This window comes from Klebsiella sp. K47 (genome assembly GCF_051858335.1).
GTDB lineage: Bacteria > Pseudomonadota > Gammaproteobacteria > Enterobacterales > Enterobacteriaceae > Klebsiella > Klebsiella pneumoniae.
In genome coordinates, this window is the sequence record NZ_JBPYUI010000028.1 from 1 (window position 1) to 17,907 (window position 17,907).

Annotated in this window: 15 protein-coding genes; 8 read left to right on the forward strand and 7 right to left on the reverse strand. The window is 62.3% G+C overall.

What is annotated here, in order from left to right; genetic code table 11:
* Positions 1 to 657 (reverse strand): FGGY family carbohydrate kinase (locus RRF55_RS22295; RefSeq protein WP_439419169.1); only part of this gene is annotated, 657 nt, incomplete at its 3' end.
* Between the two features lie 12 nt (positions 658 to 669).
* On the reverse strand, positions 670 to 1,278 hold the full coding sequence (locus RRF55_RS22300) for a methylthioribulose 1-phosphate dehydratase (RefSeq protein ID WP_002894164.1): 609 nt from the start codon (positions 1,276 to 1,278) through the stop codon (positions 670 to 672).
* Between the two features lie 451 nt (positions 1,279 to 1,729).
* On the opposite strand from RRF55_RS22300, the gene codB reads away from it, so the two are divergent.
* The 7 genes from codB to RRF55_RS22335 all read left to right on the forward strand — a co-directional run bounded on the left by codB (position 1,730) and on the right by RRF55_RS22335 (position 10,249).
* On the forward strand, positions 1,730 to 2,992 hold the full coding sequence (codB, locus tag RRF55_RS22305; RefSeq protein ID WP_032414668.1) for a cytosine permease: 1,263 nt from the start codon (positions 1,730 to 1,732) through the stop codon (positions 2,990 to 2,992).
* A complete protein-coding gene (locus tag RRF55_RS22310; protein WP_002894159.1) occupies positions 2,989 to 4,224 on the forward strand; it encodes a PucR family transcriptional regulator in 1,236 nt (411 codons plus the stop codon). Before codB ends, RRF55_RS22310 begins: the two co-directional genes overlap by 4 nt.
* Positions 4,221 to 5,459, forward strand: a complete 1,239-nt coding sequence (codA, locus tag RRF55_RS22315; protein WP_009308170.1) for a cytosine deaminase — start codon at positions 4,221 to 4,223, stop codon at positions 5,457 to 5,459. Before RRF55_RS22310 ends, codA begins: the two co-directional genes overlap by 4 nt.
* 145 nt (positions 5,460 to 5,604) lie before the next feature.
* A complete protein-coding gene (locus tag RRF55_RS22320; RefSeq protein ID WP_072157843.1) occupies positions 5,605 to 6,555 on the forward strand; it encodes a LacI family DNA-binding transcriptional regulator in 951 nt (316 codons plus the stop codon).
* Positions 6,556 to 6,676: 121 nt separating this feature from the next.
* Positions 6,677 to 7,486, forward strand: coding sequence for an inositol monophosphatase family protein (locus RRF55_RS22325; RefSeq protein WP_004151655.1), 810 nt, complete (start codon positions 6,677 to 6,679; stop codon positions 7,484 to 7,486).
* A gap of 110 nt (positions 7,487 to 7,596) precedes the next feature.
* Complete coding sequence (locus RRF55_RS22330; RefSeq protein WP_025368352.1) at positions 7,597 to 8,955, forward strand: MFS transporter; 1,359 nt, start codon at positions 7,597 to 7,599, stop codon at positions 8,953 to 8,955.
* Positions 8,956 to 8,980: 25 nt separating this feature from the next.
* Positions 8,981 to 10,249 carry a histidine phosphatase family protein gene (locus tag RRF55_RS22335; protein ID WP_004176900.1) on the forward strand — a complete coding sequence of 423 codons (1,269 nt, stop codon included), beginning with the start codon at positions 8,981 to 8,983 and terminating at the stop codon, positions 10,247 to 10,249.
* 59 nt (positions 10,250 to 10,308) lie between these two features.
* On the opposite strand, the gene mtnA is transcribed toward RRF55_RS22335, so the two are convergent.
* Positions 10,309 to 11,337: an S-methyl-5-thioribose-1-phosphate isomerase gene (gene mtnA / locus RRF55_RS22340; RefSeq protein WP_004183373.1), complete on the reverse strand. Its 1,029-nt coding sequence runs from the start codon at positions 11,335 to 11,337 to the stop codon at positions 10,309 to 10,311.
* A 101-nt stretch (positions 11,338 to 11,438) separates the two neighbouring features.
* Here mtnA and mtnK point away from each other — a divergent pair, with 101 nt between their 5' ends.
* Complete coding sequence (gene mtnK, locus RRF55_RS22345) at positions 11,439 to 12,638, forward strand: S-methyl-5-thioribose kinase (RefSeq protein WP_032447410.1); 1,200 nt, start codon at positions 11,439 to 11,441, stop codon at positions 12,636 to 12,638.
* Between the two features lie 213 nt (positions 12,639 to 12,851).
* Here mtnK and RRF55_RS22350 read toward each other — a convergent pair whose 3' ends face one another.
* The 4 genes from RRF55_RS22350 to RRF55_RS22365 all read right to left on the reverse strand — a co-directional run bounded on the left by RRF55_RS22350 (position 12,852) and on the right by RRF55_RS22365 (position 17,776).
* Entirely contained in the window at positions 12,852 to 14,093 is a 1,242-nt protein-coding gene (locus RRF55_RS22350) for an LVIVD repeat-containing protein (RefSeq protein ID WP_004178989.1), read from the reverse strand.
* A 100-nt stretch (positions 14,094 to 14,193) separates the two neighbouring features.
* A complete protein-coding gene (locus tag RRF55_RS22355; protein ID WP_002894036.1) occupies positions 14,194 to 15,258 on the reverse strand; it encodes a sugar ABC transporter substrate-binding protein in 1,065 nt (354 codons plus the stop codon).
* 20 nt (positions 15,259 to 15,278) lie between these two features.
* Positions 15,279 to 16,277, reverse strand: coding sequence for an ABC transporter permease (locus RRF55_RS22360; RefSeq protein ID WP_064148757.1), 999 nt, complete (start codon positions 16,275 to 16,277; stop codon positions 15,279 to 15,281).
* Positions 16,274 to 17,776, reverse strand: a complete 1,503-nt coding sequence (locus RRF55_RS22365; RefSeq protein ID WP_014907937.1) for a sugar ABC transporter ATP-binding protein — start codon at positions 17,774 to 17,776, stop codon at positions 16,274 to 16,276. Before RRF55_RS22365 ends, RRF55_RS22360 begins: the two co-directional genes overlap by 4 nt.
* Between the last annotated feature and the right edge of the window lie 131 nt (positions 17,777 to 17,907).

Below are 17,907 nucleotides of genomic sequence, written 5' to 3' on the forward strand. Positions count from 1 at the left end.
CGTGCCGGCCCGGGCATCCGGGGCCAGCAGCGGGGGAAACAGCGGCAGCAGTTCGTTCAGCCCCATCTCGTTCATCACCACCGAGGACCAGCTGCCGGTCTGCTGATTGAGTAACGAGCTGCTGGCGTCCGTCAGCTCCAGCGCCGCCACGCCGGTCAGGCGAAAGCGGATCCAGTCCTTGGCGAAAAACAGATAGCGCGCGGCCGCCAGCCGCGCCGGCTGATACTGTTTCAGCCAGTACAGCTGCAGGCTGGTATTGCAGGGCTGCAGGTGGGTGCCGGTATCGGCGAAATAGCGGCGGTCGAAGCCGGGTCGGCGCAGCAGGTCGCTCATCAGCTCGTGGCTGCGGGTATCGCTCCACAGGATCCCCGGGCCCACCGGTTCGCCCTGCTCATCGCTGAGCCAGACCCCCTCCCCTTGCCCGGCGAGGCCGATAGCCCGCAGCCGCCCCGCCTGTAGCGCCGGATGGCGGGCAATCTGGCGCAGAATAGCCAGCACCGAATGCCACAGCTGGGTCATATCCTGTTCCGCGTAGCCATTGGCCGACAGGCGGGGTGAGGTATTTTCCGCGGCGCTGGCGCAGGCGGTGAAATGCTGATCAAACAGCACCGCTTTCACCCGCGAGGTGCCAATATCGATACCAAGATAAAAATCCATACCTGCTCCGGCTCAGGGCTCGTAGCGGCGGCGCATCAGCTCGCACTCGAACAGGAACTCCAGCCCCTCCAGTTGACGGCGGGCCTCCTGAATATCTTTCCCCCAGCAGGTCAGGCCGTGGCCGCGCAGCAGAAAGCCGTAGCGCAGCGGGCGCGTTTGCGCATAATCGGCAATCCGCGCCGCCAGGGCGTCAATATCCTGGTCATTATCGAAGATGGCGATCGGAACGGTATCGAGATGGCTATGCTGCCCGCTAAGGGTTTTCTGCATTTCATACCCCTGCAGCGCCAGCGTGTCGCTTTTTTCGATGCGCGACAGCACAGTGGCGTTGACGGTATGCACATGCAGCACCACGTTGGCTTCCGGGAACAGGCGATACACCAGGGTGTGCAGACCGGTCTCGGCCGACGGCTTCCGTCCGGAAGGCGCCTGGTTGGTGGCGATCTCAACCTGCAGAAAATCCTCGGTTGTCAGGCTGCCTTTGTCGCGGCCCGACTCGCTTAGCCAGCACCAGGTATCATCCTGACGCACCGACATATTGCCGCCGGTCGCCGGCGCCCAGCCTTTCGCGCCGATCCAATGACAGGTGGTGACCAGTTGCGCGAGTCTTTCTTGCCACATAGCAGTTCCTTAGGTTAGCGATGATTTATTTAGCCGTCTAAATGGCTATTTATCCGATACTAACACCGCTAACCGGAGGGGACAATATTTCAGGAAACACACACAAGACAAATGGTTATATCATAAAAGCATATTAAATAACCTTTATTCACAGTGATTTAACCAACCGTTTTCAGTACACCACTATTCTCCACTACTCTCTGGCCAAAAACAGGCGGATCGTCCTGGCTAAAATTCTCCTCCGGCGCCAGGGATGCGCTCACCGCCCTACTCTGCCCTGGACTGGTGCAAAACCTGGCAGGATGCACAGTAGAATGGCATTACCCCTCCTGGATCCTTCAATAACTGTGCATGTTGCACACCGCGCGCTATTCCCCGTGCCCGGTTTTTCCTGGCACATCTCTTGCTACTTCCGGCTATCACCGCCCATCTACCAGCCAGAGGTTCCAGGATGTCAAACAGCAATGATTTTCCCCTCGTCGAAGCGCCCGCCGCCGGACGCAAAGGCGTATTTTCCATCGCCATGGTGTTGTTCAGCTTTACCTTTTTCACCGGCACGATGTTCGCCGGCGGTAAACTCGGCGTCTCCTTTTCCATCGTCAATCTGCTGTGGATAGCCGTCATCGGCAACGCCTTGCTGGCCCTCTATGCCGCGTCGCTGGGCTGGATCGCCGCGCGCAGCGGCCTGAATACGGTGCTGATGGGCCGGTTCTGCTTCGGGGAGATTGGCAGCAAGCTGGCCGATTTTATTCTTGGCTTTGCCGAGCTGGGCTGGTACGCCTGGGGCACCGCCACGGTCGCTATCTCGTTGGTGAAGATCCTCGCTCTGCCCGAGGCGCTGACCCAGCCGTTGATGGTGCTGTTTGGTATTCTGTTCTGCGTCACCGCGCTGGTGGGCTACAAGGGGCTGGACGCGCTGTCGCGCCTGTCGGTGCCATTGATGTTTGTGCTGCTGATGGTCTCCATGTATCTGGCGCTGCACCACGCCGGCGGCTGGCAGGCGATGACCCGTATTGCGCCGAGCGACACCATGACCTGGTCGGCGGCCATCACCATGGTATTCGGCACTTTCGCCAGCGGCGCCACCCAGGCGACAAACTGGACCCGGCTGGCCAACTCCAGCCGGACCGCCATTCTCGCCAGCATGGGCAGCTTCCTCATCGGCAACGGGCTGATGATCGTCGCCGGCGCCTGGTGCGCTATCGTCTATCAACAGGCCGATATCGTTGAAGTGCTGATCCTGCAGGGGCTGTCGGTGGCCGCGGTGATCATGCTCTGTCTCAACCTGCTGACCATCCAGGGCCCCACCATCTATAACGTCTCCGCCGCCGCCTGCCATCTGCTGCGCAGCGAACGTCGCCGGACGCTGACCCTCGCCGCCGCCGGGGTGGGCATTGTGCTGGCCATTGGCGGGATGTACGAAATGCTGATCCCCTTCCTCGTGCTGCTGGGCAGTATTATTCCGCCCATCGGCGGGGTGATCCTCGCCGACTACTGGTTCGCCCGCGGCGGGCGCTATCCCCTGCTGCAGAACGCCCGCCTGCCGCGTTTTAACTGGCTGGGACTCGTCGCCTACGCCGCCGGCGCGGTGGTGGCCTATCTTTCGCCGTGGATCGCGCCGCTGGTGGGGATCTCCGTCTCCGCGCTGGTCTATATCGCCCTGACTCTGCTAAGCAAACGCCAGCCTGCCGCCGTCGCGGAGCAGGAGCCATGAGCCTGACGGTCAGCGAACTGCTGGCCCTTGAGGGACTCTCCGCCCTGCGTCTGCGGGCGGGAAAGCAAGGGCTGCAGCGGGCCGTACGCTGGTACTATGTGGCGGAAAATGAACATATCGCCGAGTGGATCATGGGCGGCGAGCTGGTGTTTATCACCGGCATCAACCATCCCCGGGATGAAGCCAACCTGATCCAGTTGCTGATGGAGGGCAAACAGCGCGGCATCGCCGGGATGGTGATCCTCACCGGCGAGGCCTATATCCACGCCATTCCCGCCACGCTGATCGCCCTTGCCGACGAGCTGGGCATGCCGCTGATCGAGCAGCCCTACCTGCTGAAGATGGTGATTGTCACCGAGCGCATCGGCACCGCGCTGGTCCGCAGCGAAAACGTCCTGCAGTCGCAGCGCGACATTCTGATGCAGCTGGTCACCGGCGACTATCCGGACCTGCAGATGCTCCATCAGCGCGCCCTGCACCAGCAGCTCGATTTTACCCGTCCGCTGCGGCTGGCGGCGCTGCGTCTGGAGGGGCTGTCCCGCCTGTTTCGCCAGTTCCCGCCCGAGCAGGCCGAAGCCTGGCTGCTGCAGGCCCACCGCAGCGTGCGTCAGCAGCTGCAGCAGCAGCTCAACCAGCAGGGCAATTCCTTTCCGCTGCTGGAGCGCAGCAACATGTTCCTTTTCCTGCTGCCGGATGAGGAGGGGGAAGGCTTTCAGCAGAAAAAATGGCTACAGCAGTGGCTGCAGGCGCTGGCGGACGGAGAGGAGAGTTTGTCGCTGCTCTGCGGCCTCTCCGCGCCGGTCAGGCAGTTGCAGGGCTACCCGCGGGCGCTGTCGCAGGCGCGCCAGGCGCTGGATCTGTGCGATACCCTGCGGCCAACCCAGCGCATCAGCGACTATCAGCAGCTGGGGTTTATCAAACTGCTGTCCGCGGTCAGCGACCCGGCGCTGCTCAACGATTTTATGCACGACACCCTCGGCTGCCTGATCGAGCCGGGCCGTAAAGCGCCGTGGCTGCTGCTGGAGACCCTCGAGACGCTGCTGCAGGAGAACGGCAACGTGGTGCGGGCCGCCGACCGGCTGGGTCTCCATCGCAACACGTTGCATCAGCGCATCCAGCGCATTGAAAAACTGACCGGCTACCCGGTCAGCCACCCTCAGTTTCATCTCAACGCCTCGGTCGCGCTGGTGATCTGGCGTTTATCGCAAAACCATTTACAGGACCCACCATGAAAATTATTAACGCTCGCCTGCGCCGCCAGGAGGCGCTGTTTACCCTTGACCTGCAGGACGGGATGATTCACCGCATCACCGCCCAGGCCGCGATGCAGACTGCCGACGCCGGGGATATCGACGCCCGGGGCCGGCTGGCGATCCCGCCCTTCGTCGAGCCGCATATCCATCTTGACGCCACCCTCACCGCGGGCGAGCCGGAGTGGAACCGCAGCGGCACCCTGTTTGAAGGCATCACCCGCTGGAGCCAGCGCAAAGCGAGTATTACCCCGGAGGACACCCGTCAGCGAGCGCTGAAAACCATCGGCATGCTGCGCGATTTCGGCGTCCAGCACGTCCGCACCCATGTGGATGTCACCGACCCGTCGCTGGCGGCCCTGCAGGCGCTGCTGGCGGTGAAACAAGAGGCCGCCGATCTCATCGATCTGCAGATTGTCGCCTTTCCGCAGGAGGGAATCGAATCGTATCCCAACGGCCGGGAGCTGATGACGCGCGCCATCGAGATGGGCGCCGACGTGGTGGGCGGCATTCCGCACTATGAGAACACCCGCGACAAAGGGGTCAGCTCGGTGATGTTTTTGATGGACCTCGCCCAGCGCTACGGCCGCCTGGTGGATGTCCACTGCGATGAAATCGACGATCCGCAGTCGCGTTTCCTCGAAGTGCTGGCGGAAGAGGCGCGGGTGCGCGGCATGGGGGCGCAGGTCACCGCCAGCCACACCTGCGCGATGGGCTCTTATGATAACGCCTACTGCTCAAAGCTGTTTCGCCTGCTGAAAGCCTCAGGCATCAACTTCATCTCCTGCCCGACCGAAAGCATTCATCTGCAGGGCCGGTTTGACAGCTGGCCGAAACGGCGCGGCGTCACCCGGGTGGCGGAGCTGGATCGCGCCGGCATCAATGTCTGCTTTGCCCAGGACTCGATTCAGGATCCGTGGTACCCGCTGGGGAACGGCAATATCCTGCGCATTCTGGATGCCGGACTGCACATCTGCCATATGCTCGGCTATGACGATCTGCAGCGCTGTCTCGACTTTGTCACCGACAACAGCGCCCGGGCGCTGTGTCTGGGCGATAACTACGGCCTCGCCGAAGGCCGCCCGGCGAACCTGCTGATCCTCGATGCGGAAAACGACTACGAGGCCGTCCGTCGTCAGGCACGGGTGCTGACCTCCATTCGCCACGGCAAGGTGATTTTGCAGCGTGAGGTGGAGCACATCCGCTACCCGGCATAGGGCGCAAGGCGCTGCGCGACGACGCCTTTCTGTGATACCTTTTCAGGCAGTGTGCGTGACCGACGCCCGCCCGGGCGTCGGCCTCCTGGAAAACAGACGGCGCGAAACGACGATGAGCGATAAAAAATGGATTAAGGCCGAGGACGTGGCCAGACTGGCCGGGGTCTCGCGCTCGGCGGTCTCCCGCACCTTCACCCCCGGCGCCTCGGTGTCGGAGAAGACCCGGCAGAAGGTGCTGAGCGCCGCGGAAGCCCTGGGCTATCAGGTGAATATCATCGCCCGGACGATGATCACCGGCAGCAGTAATTTTATCGGCATCGTCACCGCCGGTTTCGACAACCCGTTTCGCAGCAAACTGCTGGCGCCGCTGGTCCATCAGCTGGCGCTCAATGGCTTTATGCCGCTGCTGATGAACGCTGACGATCCGCAGCAGCTCGCCCCCTCGCTTAAACAACTGCTGAGCTATCACGTCGCCGGGGTGATCATCACCTCCGGCGCGCCGCCGCTGTCGCTGGCGGAGGAGTATCTGGCGCGCAAGATCCCCGTCACCCTGATCAACCGCCATGCGGACCTCGCCGGCTGCGACCGGGTGTGCAGCGATAACGCCCAGGGAGCGAAGCTGGTGGCGGATCTGTTCAGCCGCCGAGGCTGGCGGCAGGTTGGCTTTATTGGCGAAAATCGCGAGAACTTCAGCACCCGCCAGCGCTATGAGGCTTTTATCGCCCGGACGTCGGATATGGCGGTGAGCAGCCGCTTCTGCGACGGCGGCGGCTATCAAGCCGGCTACCAGGCTGCCAGAGAATTGGTTGCTGAAAACCCCGGGATGCAGGCGCTGTTTTGCGCCACCGATATGCTGGCGCTGGGCGCCCAGGACGGCCTGCGGGACGCCGCCGCCCCGCTGCCGGCCATCGTCGGCTTTGACGATATCCCGCAGGCGGACTGGCAGCCCTATCAGCTCACCACCGTTCAGCAGAATACCGCCCTGCTGGCCCACCACGCGGTGGATTTGTTAATGACGCGGATCGCCCGCTTCAGCCTGCCCTCGCGCCATCGCGAAGTGCCGGTGAAACTAATTATTCGTCATAGTGCGAAATGAAAAAATCATTTTATGCTGGAGCGATCACAGAATCTTCTGCGAAACCCGGCCACACTCATTCGGCCCTTCGGGGCTGTTTTTTTCACGCAAAATGCACACGTGTGCAAAATAGGGAGTCACTATGCAATCTCAGGAATCAGAAGCGCTACAGGCCCGCTACCGTCTGGCCTGCGAGCTGGCGAAAGCGGGGGCTGAGCTGGCGTTTGAATACTATCAACAGCGCGAGGCGCTGACCGTCGACCATAAGGGCGACGACCTGCAGGATGTGGTCAGCGTGGCCGATAAACGGGTGGAGGCCTTTGTCAAACAGCGCATTCAGAGCGCGTTTCCGGAGGATGGCTTTCTCGGCGAAGAGAGCGGCGCCCGCCTGCCCGACGCGCGAGTGCTGTGGGTGGTCGACCCCATCGATGGCACCAGCTGTTTCCTCAACGGCCTGCACACCTGGTGCCTGTCGCTGGCGATCGTCGCCGACGGCGAACCGGTCATCGGCGTGGTCTACGACCCCAACCATCGCGAGCTGTTTCACGCCCTGCGGGGCCATGGCGCCTGGCTCAACGACGCTCCGATCCGTCCGCACCCCGCGACGACGGTCAAAGAGGGCGTGATGGGCGTCGGCACCTCGCATCGCGTCACCCCGGCGGACTTTCTGCCGTTTCTGCAGGCGCTGCTCAGCGACGGCGGCATGTTTATCCGCAACGGCTCCGGGGCGTTGATGAGCGCCTGGGCGGCGGCGGGCCGGTTGATTGGCTACTACGAGCCGCACATGAACCCGTGGGACGCCCTGCCGGGGCTGGTGCTGATGCGCGAAGCGGGCGGCGCCAGCAACGATTTTCTGGCGCAGGAGGGGATCCAGCGCGGCAATCCGCTGCTGCTGGCCAGCCCAACGCTCTACCCGCAGCTGAAAAAGATGATCCCACAACCATTACATTAACCCTTACGGGTCAGGCTATTTCTGATTATGTACTCTACACAGTAACGATAACTTCATTCACGGACGAACCACATCAATCAGTCAGGCCTCCGACCTGCGGAGAACCACCTATGTCTGGAATTATCGCTTTTTTCCGGGCGTCGCCGCCGAAAGCGGGCGCCGCGTTTGATGAACACCGTTTTCGCCGGGTGCGCTGGCAAACCTTCATCGCCATGACCCTGGCCTACGTCACCTTTTACGTCTGCCGGTTATCCTTCACCGTCGCCAAAAGCGCGCTGGTGGAGCTGGGGATCACCCCGACGGAGCTCGGCATGATCGGCTCTACCCTGTTCTTCAGCTACGCCATCGGCAAACTGGTCAATGGTTTTATCGCCGATCACGCCAACGTGGTGCGCTATATGAGCCTCGGTTTATTGCTCAGCGCCGGGATGAACCTGATGATGGGGATGACCACCAACGCCCTGCTGCTGGCCATCTTCTGGGGGATCAACGGTTGGGCGCAGTCGATGGGCGTCGGCCCCTGCGCGGTCTCGCTGGCGCGCTGGTACGGCGTTAAGGAGCGCGGCACCTTCTATGGCATCTGGTCGACGGCGCATAATATCGGCGAGGCGGTGACCTATATGGTGATCGCCGCGGTGATCGCCGGGTTTGGCTGGCAGATGGGCTACCTGTCCACCGCCGCGCTCGGCGCCGCCGGCGTGGTGCTGCTGGTGCTGTTCATGCACGATTCGCCGCAGAGCAGCGGCTTCCCGTCCATCAACGTCATCCGCGATGAACCGCAGGAGGAGGTCGAAGCCCGCGGCTCGGTGTTTAAAAACCAGCTGCTGGCGCTGCGCAACCCGGCGCTGTGGACCCTCGCCCTCGCCTCCGCCTTTATGTACATCGACCGCTACGCCGTCAACTCATGGGGGATCTTCTTTCTGGAGCAGGATAAAGCTTATTCCACCCTGGAGGCGTCCGGGATTATCGGCGTCAACGCTATCGCCGGCATCGCCGGGACCATCATCGCCGGCATGCTCTCCGACCGCTTTTTCCCGCGCAACCGCAGCGTGATGGCCGGATTCATCAGCCTGCTGAACACCGCCGGCTTCGCCCTGATGCTCTGGTCGCCGCACAATTACTACACTGATATTCTGGCGATGATTATCTTCGGGGCCACCATTGGCGCTCTGACCTGCTTCCTCGGCGGGCTGATCGCCGTCGATATCTCTTCGCGCAAGGCCGCCGGGGCCGCGCTCGGCACCATCGGCATCGCCAGCTACGCCGGCGCCGGCCTGGGCGAGTTTCTCACCGGGATCATTATTGATAAAACGGCTATCCTTGAAAACGGCAAAACGCTGTATGATTTCAGCACGTTGGCGATGTTCTGGGTGGGTACCGGTCTGGGTTCCGCGCTACTCTGTTTTACCACTGCCGCCATCGTCGCCCGGCGCCATGCCGTCGAACGGCAGACCTCGTTCTCCTCATAACCGATTAACGAATAAGGAAGAAGATATGATGCCTGCAAGACATCAGGGGCTGTTACGCCTGTTTATCGCCTGCGCACTGCCGCTGCTGGCGCTGCAATCTGCCGCCGCCGCGGACTGGCAGCTGGAGAAAGTGGTCGAGCTCAGCCGCCACGGTATTCGTCCGCCGACGGCCGGCAACCGGGAAGCCATTGAGGCCGCCACCGGCCGACCGTGGACCGAGTGGACCACCCATGACGGGGAGCTCACCGGCCATGGCTATGCCGCCGTGGTCAACAAAGGGCGTGCGGAAGGCCAGCATTACCGCCAGCTCGGCCTGCTGCAGGCCGGATGCCCGACGGCGGAGTCGATATACGTGCGCGCCAGCCCGCTGCAGCGGACGCGAGCGACCGCCCAGGCGCTGGTGGATGGCGCCTTCCCCGGCTGCGGCGTCGCTATCCATTATGTCAGCGGGGATGCCGATCCCCTGTTTCAGACCGACAAGTTCGCCGCCACGCAAACCGACCCCGCCCGCCAGCTGGCGGCGGTGAAAGAGAAGGCCGGGGATCTGGCGCAGCGTCGGCAGGCGCTGGCGCCGACCATCCAGCTATTGAAACAGGCGGTTTGTCAGGCCGATAAGCCCTGCCCGATCTTCGATACCCCGTGGCAGGTCGAGCAGAGCAAAAGTGGGAAGACCACCATTAGCGGACTGAGCGTGATGGCCAATATGGTGGAGACGCTGCGTCTCGGCTGGAGTGAAAACCTGCCTCTCAGCCAGCTGGCGTGGGGCAAGATCACCCAGGCCAGGCAGATCACCGCCCTGCTGCCGCTGTTAACGGAAAACTACGATCTGAGTAACGATGTGTTGTATACCGCGCAAAAACGCGGGTCGGTGCTGCTCAACGCTATGCTCGATGGCGTCAAACCGGAGGCGAATCCGAACGTACGCTGGCTGCTGCTGGTGGCCCATGACACCAACATCGCCATGGTACGCACGCTGATGAACTTTAGCTGGCAGCTGCCGGGCTACAGCCGGGGAAATATCCCGCCGGGCAGCAGCCTGGTGCTGGAGCGCTGGCGCAACGCGAAGAGCGGAGAACGCTATCTGCGGGTCTATTTCCAGGCGCAAGGCCTCGACGACCTGCGTCGTCTGCAGACGCCGGACGCGCAGCACCCGATGCTGCGTCAGGAGTGGCGTCAGCCGGGCTGCCGTCAGACCGACGTTGGTACGCTGTGTCCCTTCCAGGCGGCCATCACCGCGCTGGGTCAGCGTATCGACCGGTCATCCGCCCCGGCGGTAGCCATGGTCCTGCCGTAGCGGCGCGGTGTTTGTCCGGGCCCGGGAAAACCTTTTTTCCAGGCCCGGCACGACGTCCGTTATCCGTTGTCCGGCGCAAACGCCCCGGCGGCGACCTGCGCCGGGGTGACCACCCCGCTGTCCAGCACCCAGCCGCTTATCAGCCCAGCAGGCGTGACGTCGAACGCCGGATTGTAAACGGCGGCCCCCGTCGGCGCCCACTGTACCGCGCCGAAGCTGCCCGCCACTCCGGTCACTTCCGCCGCCGCGCGCTGCTCAATGGGGATCGCCGCCCCGTTCGGGCAATGGCGGTCGAGGGTGGTCTGCGGGGCAGCGACGTAAAACGGGATCTGGTGATAATGGGCCAAAACCGCCAGAGAATAGGTGCCGATTTTATTCGCCACGTCGCCGTTGGCGGCGATACGGTCGGCGCCGACCCACACCGCATCCACCTGCCCCTGCGCCATCAGGCTGGCGGCCATTGAATCGGCGATCAGCTGATAGGGCACGCCCAGCTCGCCCAGCTCCCAGGCGGTTAAACGACCGCCCTGCAGCAGCGGCCGGGTTTCATCAACCCATACGTTGGTCACTTTTCCCTGCCGGTGCGCCAGCGCGATAACCCCCAGGGCGGTCCCTACCCCGGCGGTCGCCAGGCCACCGGTGTTGCAGTGGGTCAGCAGTCGACTGCCGGGCTTCACCAGCGCACTGCCCGCCTCAGCGATGCGGTCGCACAGCTGTTTATCTTCTTCGACCAGACGCAAGGCTTCCGCTTCCAGCGCCTGCGGGTAATCCTCCCGGGCCAGCGCCTGCTTCATGCGATCCAGATTATTCATCAGGTTGACCGCTGTCGGCCGCGCCGCGCGCAGCGTCTCCAGCGCCTGCTGGAGTGCATCCCGGTTCAGGCCGCGCTGGGCCAGCAGGGCCAGCAGCAGGCTGGCGGACAGGCCAATCAGCGGCGCGCCGCGCACCCGCAGGGTATGAATATGGTCCACCAGCAGCGCAACGTTATCCGCCGCCAGCCAGCGTTTTTCCTGCGGCAAGGCCTGCTGGTCGAGAATAAAAAGCTGATTTTCACTCACCCGCAGGCTGGTGGTCTGTAATGTCTGCATGTCGTTAAATCCCTGTTGCGTTGTTGTATCACATTGTGTCAGGATGGAATCCAGAAGTATAGACGTCTGAACGGCTTAATCAGAATTCGAGGATCGAGGCAATGTCGCAATACCATACCTTCACCGCCCACGATGCCGTGGCTTACGCGCAACAGTTCGCCGGCATCGACAACCCATCTGAGCTGGTCAGCGCGCAGGAAGTGGGCGATGGCAACCTCAATCTGGTGTTTAAAGTGTTCGATCGTCAGGGCGTCAGCCGGGCGATCGTCAAACAGGCCCTGCCCTACGTGCGCTGCGTCGGCGAAACCTGGCCGCTGACCCTCGACCGCGCCCGTCTCGAAGCGCAGACCCTGGTCGCCCACTATCAGCACAGCCCGCAGCACACGGTAAAAATCCATCACTTTGATCCCGAGCTGGCGGTGATGGTGATGGAAGATCTTTCCGACCACCGCATCTGGCGCGGAGAGCTTATCGCTAACGTCTACTATCCCCAGGCGGCCCGCCAGCTTGGCGACTATCTGGCGCAGGTGCTGTTTCACACCAGCGATTTCTACCTCCATCCCCACGAGAAAAAGGCGCAGGTGGCGCAGTTTATTAACCCGGCGATGTGCGAGATCACCGAGGATCTGTTCTTTAACGACCCGTATCAGATCCACGAGCGCAATAACTACCCGGCGGAGCTGGAGGCCGATGTCGCCGCCCTGCGCGACGACGCCCAGCTTAAGCTGGCGGTGGCGGCGCTGAAGCACCGTTTCTTTGCCCATGCGGAAGCGCTGCTGCACGGCGATATCCACAGCGGGTCGATCTTCGTTGCCGAAGGTAGCCTGAAGGCCATCGACGCCGAGTTCGGCTACTTCGGCCCCATTGGCTTCGATATCGGCACCGCCATCGGCAACCTGCTGCTGAACTACTGCGGCCTGCCGGGCCAGCTCGGCATTCGCGATGCCGCCGCCGCGCGCGAGCAGCGGCTGAACGACATCCACCAGCTGTGGACCACCTTTGCCGAGCGCTTCCAGGCGCTGGCGGCGGAGAAAACCCGCGACGCGGCGCTGGCTTACCCCGGCTACGCCTCCGCCTTTCTGAAAAAGGTGTGGGCGGACGCGGTCGGCTTCTGCGGCAGCGAACTGATCCGCCGCAGCGTCGGACTGTCGCACGTCGCGGATATCGACACTATCCAGGACGACGCCATGCGTCATGAGTGCCTGCGCCACGCCATTACCCTGGGCAGAGCGCTGATCGTGCTGGCCGAGCGTATCGACAGCGTCGACGAGCTGCTGGCGCGGGTACGCCAGTACAGCTGAATGCGCCTGTTTCCCTCACCCCAACCCTCTCCCACAGGGAGAGGGAGCACCCCCTAAAAAAGTGCTATTTTCGGGGATTGCCCGGCGGCGCTGCGCTTGCCGGGCCTACAAATAGCCGCATAACGGTTTGATATTGCAGTCTTTCGTAGGCCGGGTAAGGCGAAAGCCGCCACCCGGCAGACATGCGAGTACAATTTTGCGTTTACCTTACCCTCACCCCAGATACTCAATCACCGATAGCCCGCCGTTGTAATCGGTGCTGTAGATAATGCCTTGCGCATCGACAAACACGTCACAGGACTGGATCACCCGCGGGCGGCCGGGACGGGTATCCATCATTCTCTCAGGCGCAGCCGGCACCAGCGCCCCGGTCTCCAGCGGGCGATACGGGTTGGAAATATCGTAAGCCCGCACGCCGGCATTCTGATACGTGGCAAAAATCAGCGTTGAGCTGACAAAGCTCCCCGGCCGGTTCTCATGCAGGTTGTGCGGACCGAAATGCGCCCCTTTCGCCACGTAATCCGCTTCATCCGGCGGCGGGAAGGTGGCGATGCTCACCGGGTTGGTTGGCTCGCGGATATCAAACAGCCAGATCAGCTTCTCGCCGTCCTCCTGGTTGTCGAGCACCGCTTCATCCAGCACCACCAGCAGATCGCGATCCGGCAGCGGCAGCGCGGTATGCGTTCCGCCGCCGAACGGCGGGCTCCAGTTGCGATGACTAATCAGCCTCGGCTGGGTACGGTCTTTGACATCCAGCAGCGTCAGGCCGCCGTCGCGCCAGCTGCCGTAGGCGGTATCCCCGGCAATAATGGCGTGATGCAGCGCATAGCGTTTGCCCTGCGGCCAGTCCGGTGTTTCACCGCCCGCCTGGTGCATCCCCGGCAGCCACCAGCGCCCGGCTACTTCGGGCTTACGCGGATCGGCCAGATCGATGGTCAGGAAGATGTAGTCGGTAAAACCGTCGATCAGCGCGGACACATACGCCCAGCGCCCGCCGACGTACCAGATGCGGTGAATACCGATGCCGTTAAGCGACAGGAAACTGATTTCCCGCGGCTGCGCGGGAGTGGAAATATCAAAGATGCGCAGCCCGGCGCTCCAGCCCCTGTCCTGCACATCGCTGACCGTGTCACCCACCGAGCGGGTGTAGTACACCTTCTCATCAGCAAAACGGGCGTCGGCAAACAGATCCCGGGCGTTGATCACCAGCAGCAGATCGTCATGCGCCTGGAGGTGCACGTTCCAGGTGCCCGGCGGCGCGGCAATATAGTTGACGGTGGTGGGCCGGGTCGGATCGCGAACATCGACCACGGAAAAACCCTGCGACACCATATGGCCGATATAGGCGAATCCGCGGTGCACCATCAGCTGCACGCCGTCCGGACGACCGCCCTGATCGCTATGGCCAATCAGCCGCATATTGCGGCTGTATTCGGGGGAAGGTAATGCTGACATAGGGGATCCCTCTCGCCCGGTGGCATGGTTTTCCCCTCTCCCTGCGGAGAGGGCCGGGGCGAGGGCACCAGGCCGCCACCCACCGCCACCCGGCTTGATTTTATTTGTTCTTCGCTTCCAGCGTCGCGAACCACGGCGCGATAAAGTCTTCGGTCTGGCCCCAGCCAGGGATAATTTTCCCCAGCGACGCCACGTTTACCGCTCCCGGCTGGGCCGCCAGCAGCGCCTGGGGAATCGCTGCCGCCTTGAAGTCGTAGGTGGCTGGCGTCGGCTCGCCGGCGATCTTATTGGCGATCAGCCGCACGTTGGTCGCGCCGATAAGCTTCGGATCCACCGCCACGCTCACCTTCCACGGGCTGCCGGCCTCGCGCATCAGCTGCAAATCCTGGTTGGAAATATCAATGCTGTAGAGTTTGATCTCGGTGCGGCCATTCTCTTTCAGCGCTTTATAAGCTCCCTGGCTAAAGGCATCCCAGGTGCCCCAGATCGCGTCAATTTTCCCTTTCGGATACTTGGCGAGGATCGCCCCCACCTTGTTGGCAGTGTCGCCCTGCACATCGGATGACACGGCGCCGATCGACTCCAGCTCTTTAATCCCCGGATTTTGCTTCAGCAGCGTCTGGTAAGCCGCCTGACGGCGCTCCATCGGCGGGAAGCCCGCTACCCACAGCTTGACGATGTTGGCCTTACCGTTGAAGTCTTTCACCAGCTGGCCAAAGGAGAGCTCGGTCAGTGAGGCGTCATCCTGCTGGCTGACCGTCACCCCGGGGATCTCACCGCTTACCGCGGTATCGAACACCGCCACTTTGATCCCGGCGTCCACCGCCTTCTTCACCAGGGCGGTGGAATACGGGTCACGCCCCTGGGAGAGAATAATGCCATCGTATTTCTGGCTGATGGCCTGGTTGACGAAGTCCTGGAATTTGGCGTCATCGCCGTTGCTCAGGAAGGTGCTGATTTTGAAACCGAGCTTTTTGCCTTCCTGCAGCGCCCCGGCGACAAACTGGGTGGTGTTATCGTCAGACCCGAGGTTGCGGATCACGGCAATGCGGATCGGGCCGTTGTGTTCAGCAATCGCCGCCGGCACCGGCGTCGGGGCGGTGGCCAGCGCCGCCGTCGACTGCAGCAGACCCAGCGTCATCAGAGAGAGTGCGATCTTTTTCATGCGTTTTACCCTGTAAAATGTTAAGTACGGCTCTGAAAATAGGTCAGTGCCAGCGCGCCAGCCAGCACCAACCCTTTAATAATGTCCATCGCGTAATATGGCACCGAGAGCATCACCAGCCCGTTGGAGAGCACGCCGAGGATCACCGCCCCCACCAGCGTCCCCAGGGCGTTTGGTTTACCGGAGCCCGCCAGCGAAAAGCCGATCCAGGCCGCCGCCACCGCGTCCATCAGATAGCCGCCGCCGGCGTTGACCTGCGAAGAGCCGATGCGCGAGGCCAGCAGAATGCCGCCGAGCCCGGCCAGCAGCGAGGCAATCACGTATGCTGCGACTTTGTAACGCGTGATCCGCAGGCCGGAGAGCCGCGCCGCCTCCGGGTTGCCGCCGATGGCGTACATCCGCCGTCCGTGGGTAGTGAACGACAGCGCGAGCTGGGCGACCAGCGTCACCACCAGCATGATAATGACGATGGTCGGCACCTGCCCCAGCGCGCCAAAGGCCGCCGGGATAGTACCCTCCGCCATCTCGCCGCTCGGCAGCACCATGTTTTCGGTAATCGACCCACCGTAGCTGTATGTCATTGCCACGCCCTGAATCACAAACAGGCTGGCCAGGGTGGCGAGCATGTCAGGAATGCGCAGCACCACGATCAGAAAGGCGTTAAACAGCCCCACCAGGGTGCAGAGCGCGAGGGTTATCAGAATCGCTTCGGTGGTCCCCAGGCCATGCCAGACAAACAGGGAAATCACCAGCGCGTTAGCCAGCGATGCCGTCGATCCGACGGACAGATCGAAGCCGCCGATGGTGAGGGAAATCGACACCCCAATGGCAATCACCGTCACGATGGCAATCGAGCGCAGAATGTTGATGATGTTGAACGGGTCAAGGAAGTTGTCCGAGGCGAGGCCAAAGACCGCCACCAGCAGCACCACGGTCAGCAACATGCCCCACTTATAGAGAAAATCAAAAAATCGCTGACGGCCCGATACCGTCGCGTTTACTGCCAGGGCCTTGCTCACGCTGCCGCTCCTCCGGTTGAATAATAAAGCAGTGTCTCTTCCCGGGCTTCCGCGCCGGGGATCTCCGCTACGATCCGTCCGTCCCACAGTACGCAGATGCGGTCGCATAAACCGACCAGCTCGGCGAATTCACCCGAGGCATAAATCACCCCTTTGCCTTCCCGCGCCAGACCATCGATCAGCATGAACAGATCGGTTTTCGCTTTCACATCGACCCCTTTGGTCGGTTCGTCAAAAATCAAAACGTTGGCATCACCGCGCAGCCATTTGCCAATGGCCACCTTCTGCTGGTTGCCGCCAGAAAGACGGCGCAGCGTCTGACCGGGACCGGTAGCGCGCACGCCGAGGCGGGCAATCACCTCCTCCGCCCAGCGCCAGGCCTGCCGATGGCCAAACAGGCTCCAGCGCGAAAAGCTGTTATCGGCGCTGACCGCCAGGTTCATCGCGATCGGCTCTTCAATGAAAATGCCCTCTTTGCGTCGCTCCTCCGGGACCAGCGCCAGGCCGCGCCCTACCGAGTCGGCCGGATCGCGCGGCCGCCACGGCTGACCGTTCAGCTCGCCCCGCTGCACCCGGCTTTTGCTGGCGCCGAACAGCGCTTTGCACAGCTCGGTTTTGCCCGCGCCGGCCAGCCCGGCGATTCCGAGGATTTCCCCCTTCCGCAGGCGCAGCGAAATATCCTGCAGCAACGCCTCATCATGCAGACCGTCAACCTGCAACAGCACCTCTTCGCCGTGCGGCGGGCGCGGCGGCGGGAAGATATCGCTCAGCTCGTGGCCCAGCATCTTTTCGACGATCTGTTCGCCGCTCAGCGGCCCCATCGGGCCGCTCTCAATCAGCCGCCCGTCGCGCAGCACCGTCAGGGTGTCGCAGATCGCCTTCAGCTCATGGATACGATGCGAAATAAACACCACCCCGATCCCCTGATGCTGCAGACGGCGTACTACCGCAAACAGACGCTCACTTTCATGCTGATCCAACGGCGCGGTGGGTTCATCGAGGATCAAAAAGCGGCAATGGTGCGACAGGGCGCGGGCCAACAGGATTTGCTGTTTTTCGGCGAGCGTGCAGCTGTCAATGGAGCGCCGGACGTCCAGCGCCACATCCAGCTGCGCCAGCGCCTCGCGCGCCAGCTGCCGAACCCGCGACCAGCGGAAGGTCATGCCCGGCTCCGCCAGCCTGTCCAGCATAATGTTTTCCGCAATGCTCAGGCCCGGCACCAGCGCCACGTCCACCTCCTGCTGCACCAGGTGGATCCCCAGCTGTTTAGCATCCCGCGGCGAACGAATGATGACCGGCTGGTTGTTGATCGTCACTTCGCCCTCATAGTGGGCGTGGGTGCCGCACAGCACGGCCATCAGCGTCGACTTACCCGCGCCGTTGGCCCCGGTCAGGGCATGCACCGACCCGCCATGGAGGGTAAAGTCCACCTTGTTCAGCGCCTGAAAGCCGGAGAAGGCCAGGCTAATGTTATGCATCTCAAGGCGATTCGCGCTCATCACTGCTCCCGTGCGGCAATTAATCTTCTGATTTAACGAATTTTTCATAGCCGCCGCTGGCTGACAACTGCGTAAAAAGCATAAGATACAACGAAATAATATTAGCCATCTGGATGTCCAGACATAACATC